The following is an 11,492-nucleotide window of genomic DNA, read 5'->3' on the forward strand; positions in this document are numbered from 1 at the left end:
CGCTCATACCCCCTTGAGTGTGTTGGCGTCCTCGGCGGCCTTGATGACCGTCGCGCCCTCTTTCAGCTGTCCGCTCATCGTGGTGTTCAGATGCGCCCTGGCCGACTCCAGGTATCTGACCATGTTGTCGCGGGTCCCGTCGTGCGCGGAGTTGAGCCCCATCAGGCCGAGCACGCCCAGGCCGGGGAAGCCGCCCAGATTGATGCCGTTGGCGTTGGAGTGGGCGGTGGCGGCCTCCCCGCCCTCGTCGCCGATGGCCTTGATCTTGCCGCTGAGCTTGGTCAGCGCGGTGGTGTCGGCCTTGCGCCAGTGGTCGCCCATCCCGTTCGTGGTGAGGTACTGCTCACGCTGCTGGGCGGCCTGTTTCTTCTGCTGCTCCTCGGCGGCTTTCTGCTGCTCCTCGGCCGCCTTCTTCTGTTCCTCGGCCTGCTTCTTCTGCTGCTCCGCCAGGTCCGGGACGCCGGCGCCGCCTCCGAGCCCACCCGGTCCGGAGCCGCCTCCGGTACCGCCTCCGGTGTCGCCGAGGCCGCCGGGCAGCCCGCCGCCGCCCGTGTCCCCGCCGCCGGACGACCCGCCCGGCACCGCGGGGGTCTCCAGGCCCGGCGTCTCGGCGCCGGGGGTCTCCGAGCCGGGGGCCCCGGTGCCCGGGGTGCCCGTGCCGGGCAGCTCGGTGCCCGGCATCTCCGCGCCCGGGGTCTCCGGCTGGCCCGGCGACGTGGGGTCGGTGCCGCCTCCGGGGGTGTTCGGGTCGGACGGATTCGAGGGGTCGGCCGGGGCGTTCGGATCGGACGGGTTCGAGGGATCGGTCGGGTTACCGGAGCCGCCGGAGCCGCCGGGCTCGATGGGAACGGTCGGGTCGCCGGTTCCCGGACCGCCCGCGTCACCGGTGCCCGAACCGCCGGTGTCACCGGTCCCGGGGCCGTTCGCGTCACCCGTTCCGGAGCCGTCGGAGCCGCCGGGGTTCCCCTGGTCGCCCGGGTTCCCGGAGTCTCCGGGGTTCCCCTGGTCACCAGGGTCACCGGGGCCGCCTCCGTCACCGGAGTCCGCCGGGCCGTCGGCGCCCGGCGGGTTCGGGTCCTCGGTCACGTCGCCGTTCGGGTCGTCGGGGTAGATCTCGTCGTCCGGCCCGGTCGCGTCGCCGGTCCCGGCGGCGTCGTCGTCCGGTCCGCTCGGCTCGACGTACCCGGGCTCGTCGGAATCGGCGTCCCCGGTCTCCCCCGGGTCGTGCGCCTCTCCCTCGGGGACCCCCGCGTCGTCGTCCGGGTCGCCGGACCCGTCGGCGCCGGACCCGCCGTCAGGGTCCCGGGAGGCGTCGGTGGCCGGGTCGTCGCCGGAGCCGCGCGAGCCGTCGCCCGGGTTCCGGGAGTCGTCGAAGGGAGAGCCGTCGCCGGAGCCGCGCGGGCCGTCCGCGGCCGCCCCGCCGTCGTTCGCCGTTCCTCCGGCTGGGCCGGCCTCGCCGTACGGGTCGGTGATGATCTCCTGCTTGGGGCCGTCGTCGGGGGACCCCCCGGGCGCGGCGCCGCCCGTTCCCGGGACCGCGGCGGAGGCGTCGGCGCCGAGGGCGGACGACGCGGGCGACGTGGCCAGGTCGATCGGGCCCTCGTAGCCGGTGAGGCCGGAGAAGTCGGACGCCGCGGACGCCTGTGCCCTGGACGCCGCCTCCGCGCCGTCTTCGGCGGGGCGGATGATCTCCACCGGGCCGGTGGTGGGCGGGGCCTGAGTCTCGCCCCAGTTGAGCAGGCGTTCGATGTTGAGGCTCTCGGCCAACTCCACCCTCCCCGTCACGTCACGCAGTGATCGCCAACAGTAGCTCAACCACGTTTGGCCGGTACAGAAATGGATGAAGTATCAACTATCACGCACTCGATGGCCATTGCCGTCAGGCGGTCATTAGGAAGGCCACACTTCACTGACCTGGGCGTTTGCTTCGAAGGCGTTGAAACGTTATAAGTCCGTAATATATATGCGTGTTATTCATGTGGGTCTAGATCGCTAACATGCCGTTCGATGATGTTCGCGGGGGTAGTTCCTTTTGTCGCTCTGTGTGACCCATGAGCCACTGAGCGGGCGCAAGGACGTGGCGCCGTGACGAAGAGATAACCCCATGTCACGGAGGTGACCGGTGGCAGCTGATCTCAACACCTCAGGGTGGGACAAAGACAAGCTCCAGAAAGTTCGGAACGAAGTCGTCAACACCGCGCAGTACGTCGAAGGCATGCGCAAAGGCGTCAACACCACGACCCTCGAGCTCACGGCCTCGGGCTGGCTCGGCTCGGCGTCGGCCAGGTTCCAGCAGGCGATGACCAAGTGGGATCAGGCGATGTTGCGGGTCCGTCAGGACCTCGAGACGATCGCCGAGAAGGTCGGCCAGAACACCATCACGTACGCCGCGGCCGACGATGACGTTCAATCCGGGATGAACCGGGTCGACGCGCTGATCAACACGGGCAGCGTCGACGGTTCGATCAACAGGTAAGGGGAGCGCAATGCCGCAGTCGTCCGACTACACCCAGGGTGGCTTCCAGTCCGACTACACGAAGGTCAACTTCGTGGAGATGGAGCGGGTCGAGCAAGAGCTCCTCAAGGTCGTCACCGATATGGACAAGGCTACCGACGACCTGCTCACAAAGGTTCACAACATCTTGGGCGACAAGGCCTGGGAGGGCGGCGCGCGAGGCTTCTTCGAGGAGCACCGGCAGAAGTGGGACGCGGAGGAGCGGGAGATGGGGCAGCAGCTCAACGAGGCCGCCAAGGCTCTCGGCATCGCGACCGAGAACTACCGCGCGGCCGAGGCGCGGAACAGGGCCATCTGGTCCTCCTGACACGACCGGTACTTCTCGGTCACCGCGGCGGCGGTGACCGGGACAGTCCGTCTCAGGTCGCGGGCCCGCGGCCCGCGACCCGGCCTCTCCACAAGGGGTGATCATGACCAGTAAGGACGCCATCGACGGCGCCGGTGACCGCGCGCTCTGGGTCGACCCCAACTGGCCCGGTCTGGACGGCTCCCCCGGCGCCGAGTTCAGCGCCTCCAAGATGCGGGCGATCGCCACCGAGCTGGAGGAGTACGCCGGGATGCTCAAGGGCCCGGCCTACTCCGAGGGCTACACCACCGGGACGGTGGAGAGCGTCGGTGAGAGCGCCGGACTGACCGCCAAGGAGATCGGCTCCTGGAGTGCGGCGCAGGCGTTCGCCCACACGGTCGGCCAGTCCAGCGGTGACGAGGGCGCCCAGGCGCTGTGGAAGGTGTACGGCCTCTTCGCCCAGAGACTGGACGAGGCCGTCAAGGCGATCAGAGCGAACGCCGACGAGTACGACGGGGCCCGCCAGGCCAACGGCGGCTGAGGCGCGGCGCAGGGCAGAAGCGGGCAGGGGGAGGTGCTGTGGGAAGCGAAGCCAAGGTTCTGCTGATCCGGTCATATAGCGCGGTTCCGGAGGCGGGCGCGCCCGCCGCCGGCAAGAGCGAGATCGAGAGGCTGCTGCGCGACACCTCTCCGGCCGCCGTCAACGACGCGGGGTTCGCCTACGGCAACGCCGCCGGGACCATCGACATCGTCCTCGGCGCACTGCAGCGCAACGCGGCCGAGCTGTCGCGGGTGTGGGGCGGCGACGCGGCGAAGGAGGTGCAGAAGGCGCTGCAGATGCTGCACGCCACGGGCTCCGAGCTGGTCTCGAAGATGAACCAGATGTCCACCACCCTGCGGCTCTACGGCGGCGAGTACCTCCCCCAGGCCATCGAGAAGATCGAGAAGATCCCGGACCCGCCGGCGACCCCGCCAGGCTCGCCCACGCCGAACCTCTTCACCCCGCCGACCGGCACGACCGCCCTGACCCCCCAGGGCACGCCCCTCTACCAGCCGCCGCTCCGGCCCGGCCTGCTCCAGACGAAGGAGGGCGCCGACCAGGCGGCGCGCGAGGTGCTGAAGGAGCTCAACGAGAAGATCGTCGAGCTCTACACCTCGTACGTCCCCCCGCACGTGTCGTACGAGCTGCCGGTCGTGGCGCTGCCGGGCGGCCCCGGCGACTACCGGGACACCCGCTACCCGGACGGCTCGCCGAACAGCGGCTCGATCTTCTCCGGGAACGGTTCGGGAGGCGCGTACAACCCGAGCGGCTCCTCGTGGCCGAGCGGGTCCGGCGGCTCGGACTTCTCCGGCTCGGGTTCCGGTTCCCACGGCTCCGGTTCCGGCGGTTCGGGCTCGCACGGCTCAGGATCGGGCGGCTCGGGATCGGGCGGCGGTGGGGCGAACGGCTCCGGCGGCGGCTCCGGTTCGGGTTCCGGCGGTTCGGGCTCGCACGGCTCAGACTCCGGCTCCGGCTCCGGCTCCGGTGACACCGGCGCGAACGGGCCGGGCTCCCACGCGCCCGGCGACACGGGGACGGGCCTGCCAGGGGCGAACGACCCCGGGGCGAACGGTCCCGGCGCGAACGGTTCCGGGGCGAACGGCACCGGCCGGAACGGCGACGGCACCGTGCCGCCCGTGATCGGCGGAGACGAGGGATCCCGGTACGACCCCCGCGCCACCGAGACGTCGAGCTTCAACCCGCAGACGCCCACGACCACCGTCTCGCCGTACAACTCGCTCGGGCATCCCAATCCGGTGATCGGCAACACCGCCGTGACCCCGAACCCGAACGTGACCGCCTTCCCCAACGTCACGACCAGCGTCCCGCCGATCCTCGGCGGTCCCGGCACCGGGAACGGCCCGGGGAGCGGGTACGGCTTCGGGAGCGGCTCCGGCTGGGGCTCGGCGAACGCGAACGGCGTGACCTCCGCCGTGCTGTCGCGGGGCACGACGGGCGGCCCCGGGATGATCCCGCCCCTCATGGGAGGCGGGGCCGCGGAGGGGCAGCAGGAGGAGCGGAGCCCCGGCATCCCCGTCTCGGAGGTCGACGACGTCTGGGGCTCCGCCGAAGGCGGGGGACCCTCGCTGCTCTGCTGAGGGACCGCCGTCCACCGGGGGCCGGCCCGCCGGGGACCGACGCTCCGGCGGCGGCCGCGGACACCTCCGGCGTCCGTCCGGCGACCCCGCGGGCGGCGCGCCGTACGGCGGGCACCGAAGATCCGATACGGGTAGGGTGATCGCTTACCCGGAGGTTTCGGGGAGACCATCCGGAAAGCCGTACGGAAGAGGGCGGTGGTCATGTCCGACAACGGGGGGAAGCCCGCGCACGGCGGCGCCTCCCAGGAGGTGGGCTTCACCGAGGGCGAGGTGAAGGGGCTGGGCGGCTCCATGGGACAGTACGTCCCGCACCTCAGGGACCTCTCCACCAGGACCAAGGGCTTCGCCTTCGACTGGCCCGACTGCGGCGTGCTGGGCATGGGCATCAACAGCGCCCACTCGCGGGCGTGCGACGAGGGCGCCTCGGCGCTCGACGCCGCCGCGGCGGCGCTGGAGTCGTGGCAGCACTCCCTGGCCGACGCGGACAAGTTCTACAAGGACGCCGACGACCACAGCAAGGTCAAGGACTCCGACGACCACGGCAAGCCCAAGGACTCCGGCCGGGACGACAGGACGACTCCCGTCTCCGGCCCGGGGTCGCCCTCCGGCGGACCCGACATCGACTCCCTGCTGAACGGCCCGTCCGCGGGGGGCGGTCCCGCCGGTCCCGGGCCGGGCGGCGGTGTGCCGGGCGGCGGCCTGCCGTCCGCGCCGAACCCGAACGGCGGCCTGCCGGGCCTCGGCTCCGGCCCGAACGGAGGGCTGCCCGGAACGGACCCGTCCAGGATCGGCCTGCCGGGGGCCGACACCCCCCGGCCGAACATGTCCGGCGCCGACATCCCCCGCCCGAACATCCCCGACCCGAACACGGCCGCCCCGAACGTGCCCGTGCCGAACGTGCCCACCCCGAACGTGCCCGTCCCGAATACGGCCACCCCGGACGTGCCCGTCCCGAACACGCCGGACCTCAACGGCGCGCTCCCCGATCCCTCCCGCTACGACCCGAACACCACGCACCTGGCGGGCTACAACCCCGACGACCTGCTCGCCCAGCAGGCCCGGCAGGCCCAGCAACTCCAGAACGCGGTGCCGCCGAACTGGCCGGGCGACCCGGCGGGGCAGAGCCAGCCCCCCGGCAGCCCACAGGAGAACCAGGGCAACCAGGGCAACCAGGGCAACCAGGGCAACCAGGGGAGCCAGAACCGCGGGAGCCAGAGCGGCGGCGGCTTCGGCGCGAGCTCCCCGTCACAGGCGGTACGTCCCATCACGTCCGGCGCGGCCGGCACGCCGGGCATGGGCGGCATGCCGATGATCCCTCCCATGGGCGGCGGCGCCCCCGGCGGCGGCCAGGAGGGGGAGAGGGAGCCCTCGGCGCTGCTGCGCGGAAGCGAGCAGGACTGGGAGGACGACGTGGACATCGCCCCCTCGGTCATCAGCCACGAGGTGTGACGGTGAGAGACGGCAGGGCGGAAGGAGCGCCTCGTGGCGTATGAGAACGACGTCCGGTTGTTCACGGCGTCCGTGGCGGCGACGGTCGTCGCCGCCGGGCTGCTCAGGAGCAAGCAGGCATTGGCGATCCCCGTCGCGCTCGGCCTACTGGTCTCGAACCCCGCCAGCATGAAGAAGGCGGCCGAGGGCTGGTGCGACCAGGGCAAGGAGGACTCCCCGGAGAACCTCGACCGGATCGCGGACGGCATCAACAACCTGAAGAAGCAGGTCAAGGAGAACAAGCACTGGGAGGGCGAGGCGGCGGAGACCTTCAACACCGCCGCGGACGCCTTCCTCACGGCGCTGAGCGACAACAAGAGGTACCGCCAGGCCGCGGGCGAGTGCGCCGGACAGACCGGGGACGCCTACCACGCCGCGGCCGGGTTCTCCTGCTGGGTCGGCGCGACGATGCTGGGGCTCGGAGCGGCCTTCCAGGGCGCCAGGCTCCTTCCCCCGACCTTGAGGGTGCCCGTGCAGTTCGCGATCCTCCAGGTCGTCAACAAGATCAACACCGTGGTCAACGCCGTCGTCAAGCGGAAGATGGTGCTCGCGGCCGCCGCCGCCACCATCTTCTCCGCGGTCAACTCCCTGCAGAGCAGTCACCGGGCGCTGTTCTTCGGCATGAAGACCCTCCCCGGCCGGGCGCCGGACTTCACCCAGGCGGGCCTGCGGTACCAGCAGGGGGCGGGCATCACCCCGAAGTCGGCGTAGGGGGCCTTCCCGGCGGGACGCCCGCCCGGAGACCCGGACGGGCGCCACGCTCACCGCTGAGGCGGGGTCACCGCCGCCGGGGCGGTCTGGATCGGGTTCCTGGCCGCCTCCGGGTCGAGCGCCGGTCCCTCGGGGATGAGGTGCAGCAGGTGGGCCGGCAGCGGCGCGACGTTCTGCTCGCCGTAGCCGAGGGCGGGCAGCAGCTCGGCGGACGGGATCGCGTGCCGGCGCCCCTGGTCGCCGATGAGGTAGAGCGGCCCGACGGCGTCGAGCCGCCCCTCCCCGGGCAGGACGCCCACCAGGGCGGCCGAGCCCGGGGTGAGCAGCACCTGGTCGGCCATCTCCTGGTTGAACCAGCCCTTCGGCGGCGGCGGGATGGGATTGGCGGCGCCCACCGTCAGCACCGCCCGGGCCGATCCCCGTTCGGTGGCGGAGTAGACGGCGCAGAGCGGGGTCGCGCCGGACACCGTGATGACCTTCGGCATGGCCGACGGCAGGTCAGGGGCGCCGAGGTCGGTGGCGGACGCCTTCGTCGCGTTCACCGTCGCGGCGTCCAGCTCGACCGGCTGGGCGGACGCGCCGCGGTACGCCTTCTGCTTGATGACCGGGCTCTGCAGCAGCAGGGCGGCCTGCGCCGGGGTGAGGGGCGCCAGGCCGTCGGGGAGCAGGACGTACCAGCGGGCGGGCATGCCGGCCACCGGCGACACCGTGAACACCGTGCCGGCCCGGTAGCGGTCGCCGTCGGGCCCGGCCACGGCGCGGCCGAGGCCGGGGATGTCCGGGCCGCGGAAGGCGGGTCCCTCGGGCAGCGCGTTGAGCCAGGCCGCCGGGACCTGCCGGGGCCGCCCGGCGGTCATCGTCCGCACCGCCTCGGCCGGGACCCGCATCCGCCGGTTCGACCAGAGCATCCAGGTCTGGCCCCCCTCCTCCACGACCACGGCCGAGCCCTGCTCGATCGGGGCGCCGCCGACGTCGATGCCGCCGAGCAGCGTGGTGTACGGCCTGCGCTCGTTGCCGGTGTCCACGCCGTCGACCACGCACGCCGTCCAGGGGGTGCGGACCAGGCGGTCGGGGGCGGGCAGCGACTTCGGGGCGCCGGGGATGCCCACCATCGCGTCGCGCCGGAACTTCGCGAGCGAGGCCGCGCTGACCGCGCGGACCTTCACCTGCTGGTCGCCGAGCAGCAGCCGGGCGGAGGTCACGTTGTCGACCGGGATCAGCCTCTCCTTGGGGGCGCTGTAGACGAAGACCGCGCCCGACTCCTCCTCGATGAGCACCGTCCCGGGAGCGGTGAGCGCGGTCGCGCTGCCGGGGCGGAGCAGCCCCAGGATGCCGAAGATCGCCGCCACGACCACAGCGACCAGCGCGGAGCCGAACATGGCCACGTTGTGCCGGCGCGTGGGCGACTCCGGCAGGTCCGGCTCGCCCTGGAGCAGCGCCATGCTCAGGCGCTGGGTCATCAGCTTGTACGCCTGGTAGAGATCCCGACGGGTCTGCATTCCACCTCCGCGTCGCGGTGTGAGCGGTAGCCGACAGCATAGAAGCGCGATCAAGGGGACGGCTCACCGGTGGGGTCGGTGAACGGCCCCTGACCGCGGGGTTTCGGGGCGTCGAAAGCCTCCTGAACAGGCCGCCGGAACCCCCGGAGGGGCGCTGAGCGGATGGTAGAGATGTCCCGGAACGGTGTTGATCACGGAGGGGTCATGGCGCAGGAGATACACGTCACGTCGGCGGCGATCCGAAGCGTCCGCACCGAGATCGGCGACGACGTGATCCCCGAGATCAGGGAACTGCGGGACATGGTGCGCAGCACCGACCTGGGGGAGACCGGCCCGGATCTCCTGCGGCCCCTCGGATGGGGCGCCGCCGGGGAGCTGATCATCGGGATCCGCTACCGGGAGATCCAGCGGGACGTCGTCCACAAGTTCGACGAGGCCCTGGAGGTGCTGGACACGTGGCTGGAACTGCTGGAGAGGGCCGAGCGGAACTGGCGGACCGCCGAGTCGCGCAGCGTCGTCGTCTACCGGTGACGGGGCCCGCGAGATGAACGACTTCACACCGCCGGCGCGCGCCGCGGGCGTCCCGCCGCTGCCGCCGGGCTGGCAGCCGGCCACGCCGCCGCCGACGCCCTGGACACCGCCGCAGCCGCAGCCGGCCTGGGCGCCGCCACAGCCCTCGCCGACGACCTGGGCACCGCCACAGACGGCTCAGACGTCCTGGGCACCCCAGGGCTCCCAACCGTCCCGGACGTCCGGCGGAGGCGCTCACCGGTGGTCCTCCGGGGGCGGGCGGCACCGGGCCCCGTCGCCCCACCGGCCGTCCCCCGGCGTGGCGGCCAGGAGCGCCAAGGGCGTGCTGACCGACGCCTCGAAGATCCTCAGCAACCTGCAGAAGGGGGCGCGGCTGGCGCCGACCCTGTACGCGGGCGTGGCGATCGCGGCGACCGCGGCGGCGAACGTGCCCGGGATGGCCGACGTCTACAACAACTGGGAGTCCCTGCACTCGCGGCTGGACACCGCCGTCAAGAGCTACTCGGCCGCCCTGCTCACCGCGGGCGCCGGGGGTTGGATCGCGGAGGACCGCGACGCGTACGAGGACGCCGTACGGCGCTTCCAGGAGGGCCTGGAGAGCATGCGCGGCTACGTCAAGACGATCGCGGGCATCGTCGACGAGGTCGGCGACGCCTACCGCGCCTACTGGGTGGCGATCGCCCGGCTGGCCGCGACGTTCCTGCTGCTCGCGACGATCGCCGCCGCCATGCTCCTGACGCCCTGGGCCGGGTCCGCGGCGCTCAACCTCCGGATGCTCGGCACCCTGGCCACCCAGATCATCAGCGTCTCCACCGGCGCGCTGTGGAAGCTCATCGAGATGGTGGCCGGCGGCTTCGCGGTCTACTTCGGCGGCAAGGCGATCTTCCAGATGTACAACCTCGAACCCACCGGCGCGGCGCGGATCGACTTCACCCAGGCCGAGATCAGGATCGGCGACCTCCCGTCCTTCCGGGAGCCGCCGTCGTCCTCCGGGAACGTGCCCCAGCCCCCGCCGCCGTCGGCCGGGGGCGTGCCCGGTCTTCCCGCGCCGCCGGGTGGGGCCGTACCCGGGGGCGCGCCCCAGTCCCCGCCGGCCGGGAACGTGCCCGGCCTCCCGCCGAGCGCGGGTTTCCAGTGGCTTTCCCCCAGACAAGAGATTCCGGAGCCGGCCAGATGACGAGATTCGACCCCGAGAACCCGCGCGTGGAGAGCATGGAGGACCTCGACGAGGTCGTACGGCACAGCGAGCGGGTGATGGCCGGGCTGGCGGAGGCCCAGCGGGAGCTCGCGGCCGTGACGGGCGAGGGGACCGCCGCCGACGGCATGGTCCGCGCGGAGGTGGACGGCGCCGGCCGGATCCGGCGGATCGCCTTCGACCCGCGTGCGGCGCGGATGGACACCGCGGCGCTGGCCGAGGCGGCGACCGAGGCGGTCCGGGCGGCGCAGGAGGAGGCGGCGCGCCGCAACGACGAGCTGCTCAGGGCGGCGACGGGCGGCGCGCCGGTCACCCTGGACATGGAGCGGGCCCGCCGGGAGTTCGAGGAGATCGGCGCGGACCTGGCCCGCACCCTGCGCGACCTGACGGAGAAGTGTTGACTGCCCCCCTCCCTGAAGGGAGGGGATTCCCGGCTCAGGCCGCCTGACGGGCCGGCGGCCCGTCAGGTCTTACGCCCTCGACGCCGGCCGGGTCCAGACCAGCCCGGAGGAGCATCACGCGGGCGGAGTTCTTGTCCCTCGGGGAGACGGCTCCGCACGCGGTGCAGGTGTAGGTGCGTTCCGACAGCGGCAGGGCGTGCTTGGTTCTCGCTCCGCAGCCCGCGCAGTCCATGGTGGTGTGCGCGGGGTTGACCAGATGAACGGCCCGGCCGTGTTTGCGGGCCATCTCGATCAGGGCGTTCTTGGTGGCGCCGATCGCGCCGTCGGCGGCCTTGCGCGCCATCGTGGAGCGTGCCAGGAACTTCGGCGTGAAGTCCTCCACCGCCAGGACGTCGTGGTCGCGCACGACCTTCCTGGCCCACTTGCGGGCGGCGTCCTGCCGCTGCCGGGCGACCTTGCGATGCAGCTTCGCGGCCTGGCGGGCGGCCTGGCGATAACCCTTCGAGGCGGCCTGCCCGCGCTCCGGCTTTCGCCGCGCCATCGTCTTCTGATACCGCGCCGGTTTCGCCGCCGCGTTCCGCCCGTGCTGGGGGTGCGGCAGGTCGTGGGCGTCGCTGGTGGTGGTGGCGATCTCCCTGACGCCCCAGTCGACGCCGATCGCCCGCCCGGTGGCAGGCAACGCCTCGACACGCGCGGGCACGACGAAGGAGGCGTACCAGTGCCCGAC

General features: G+C 72.6%; 12 protein-coding genes. 9 read left to right on the forward strand and 3 right to left on the reverse strand.

The genetic code is table 11. From position 1 onward, the window contains the following. Nucleotides 1-3: 3 nt before the first annotated feature. Complete coding sequence (locus tag IEZ10_RS17790) at nt 4-1,767, reverse strand: hypothetical protein (protein ID WP_189247627.1); 1,764 nt, start codon at nt 1,765-1,767, stop codon at nt 4-6. Between the two features lie 355 nt (nt 1,768-2,122). On the opposite strand from IEZ10_RS17790, the gene IEZ10_RS17795 reads away from it, so the two are divergent. From IEZ10_RS17795 to IEZ10_RS17820, 6 genes are all read left to right on the forward strand, one after another. Beyond that, nucleotides 2,123-2,476, forward strand: coding sequence for a WXG100 family type VII secretion target (locus tag IEZ10_RS17795; protein ID WP_189247628.1), 354 nt, complete (start codon nt 2,123-2,125; stop codon nt 2,474-2,476). 10 nt (nt 2,477-2,486) lie between these two features. Continuing rightward, nucleotides 2,487-2,822, forward strand: coding sequence for a WXG100 family type VII secretion target (locus tag IEZ10_RS17800; protein WP_189247629.1), 336 nt, complete (start codon nt 2,487-2,489; stop codon nt 2,820-2,822). 103 nt (nt 2,823-2,925) lie between these two features. Beyond that, nucleotides 2,926-3,342 carry a hypothetical protein gene (locus IEZ10_RS17805; RefSeq protein WP_189247630.1) on the forward strand — a complete coding sequence of 139 codons (417 nt, stop codon included), beginning with the start codon at nt 2,926-2,928 and terminating at the stop codon, nt 3,340-3,342. Nucleotides 3,343-3,380: 38 nt separating this feature from the next. Beyond that, nucleotides 3,381-4,940, forward strand: a complete 1,560-nt coding sequence (locus IEZ10_RS17810; RefSeq protein ID WP_189247631.1) for a WXG100 family type VII secretion target — start codon at nt 3,381-3,383, stop codon at nt 4,938-4,940. 201 nt (nt 4,941-5,141) lie between these two features. Beyond that, complete coding sequence (locus tag IEZ10_RS17815) at nt 5,142-6,389, forward strand: hypothetical protein (RefSeq protein WP_189247632.1); 1,248 nt, start codon at nt 5,142-5,144, stop codon at nt 6,387-6,389. Nucleotides 6,390-6,422: 33 nt separating this feature from the next. Further along, nucleotides 6,423-7,139, forward strand: a complete 717-nt coding sequence (locus IEZ10_RS17820; protein WP_189247633.1) for a hypothetical protein — start codon at nt 6,423-6,425, stop codon at nt 7,137-7,139. A gap of 50 nt (nt 7,140-7,189) precedes the next feature. Here IEZ10_RS17820 and eccB read toward each other — a convergent pair whose 3' ends face one another. Beyond that, nucleotides 7,190-8,638 (reverse strand): type VII secretion protein EccB, encoded by a 1,449-nt coding sequence (gene eccB / locus IEZ10_RS17825; protein WP_189247634.1) that lies wholly within the window; start codon nt 8,636-8,638, stop codon nt 7,190-7,192. 204 nt (nt 8,639-8,842) lie between these two features. Between eccB and IEZ10_RS17830 the strand changes: the two genes are divergently transcribed. From IEZ10_RS17830 to IEZ10_RS17840, 3 genes are all read left to right on the forward strand, one after another. After that, entirely contained in the window at nt 8,843-9,169 is a 327-nt protein-coding gene (locus IEZ10_RS17830) for a hypothetical protein (RefSeq protein ID WP_189247635.1), read from the forward strand. A 298-nt stretch (nt 9,170-9,467) separates the two neighbouring features. Further along, the gene (locus tag IEZ10_RS17835) at nt 9,468-10,346 is read left to right on the forward strand and encodes a proline-rich domain-containing protein (RefSeq protein ID WP_189247749.1); all 879 of its coding nucleotides are present in this window, start codon (nt 9,468-9,470) and stop codon (nt 10,344-10,346) included. After that, complete coding sequence (locus tag IEZ10_RS17840; protein WP_189247636.1) at nt 10,343-10,765, forward strand: YbaB/EbfC family nucleoid-associated protein; 423 nt, start codon at nt 10,343-10,345, stop codon at nt 10,763-10,765. The genes IEZ10_RS17835 and IEZ10_RS17840 overlap by 4 nt, the downstream gene beginning before the upstream one ends. Nucleotides 10,766-10,799: 34 nt before the next feature. On the opposite strand, the gene IEZ10_RS39020 is transcribed toward IEZ10_RS17840, so the two are convergent. Next, a partial coding sequence (locus IEZ10_RS39020; RefSeq protein WP_229811377.1) for an RNA-guided endonuclease InsQ/TnpB family protein occupies nt 10,800-11,492 on the reverse strand: 693 nt, incomplete at its 5' end.

This window comes from Streptosporangium pseudovulgare (assembly GCF_014648055.1).
GTDB classification, from domain to species: Bacteria; Actinomycetota; Actinomycetes; order Streptosporangiales; family Streptosporangiaceae; genus Streptosporangium; species Streptosporangium pseudovulgare.

What these genes read in the sequence shown, in the direction of transcription:
- IEZ10_RS17800 (WP_189247629.1), top strand. Translation starts at nt 2,487, where the DNA reads ATGCCGCAGTCGTCCGACTACACCCAGGGTGGCTTCCAGTCCGACTAC.
- IEZ10_RS17805 (WP_189247630.1), top strand. Translation starts at nt 2,926, where the DNA reads ATGACCAGTAAGGACGCCATCGACGGCGCCGGTGACCGCGCGCTCTGG.
- IEZ10_RS17815 (WP_189247632.1), top strand. Translation starts at nt 5,142, where the DNA reads ATGTCCGACAACGGGGGGAAGCCCGCGCACGGCGGCGCCTCCCAGGAG.
- eccB (WP_189247634.1), bottom strand. Translation starts at nt 8,638, where the DNA reads ATGCAGACCCGTCGGGATCTCTACCAGGCGTACAAGCTGATGACCCAG.
- IEZ10_RS17830 (WP_189247635.1), top strand. Translation starts at nt 8,843, where the DNA reads ATGGCGCAGGAGATACACGTCACGTCGGCGGCGATCCGAAGCGTCCGC.
- IEZ10_RS17840 (WP_189247636.1), top strand. Translation starts at nt 10,343, where the DNA reads ATGACGAGATTCGACCCCGAGAACCCGCGCGTGGAGAGCATGGAGGAC.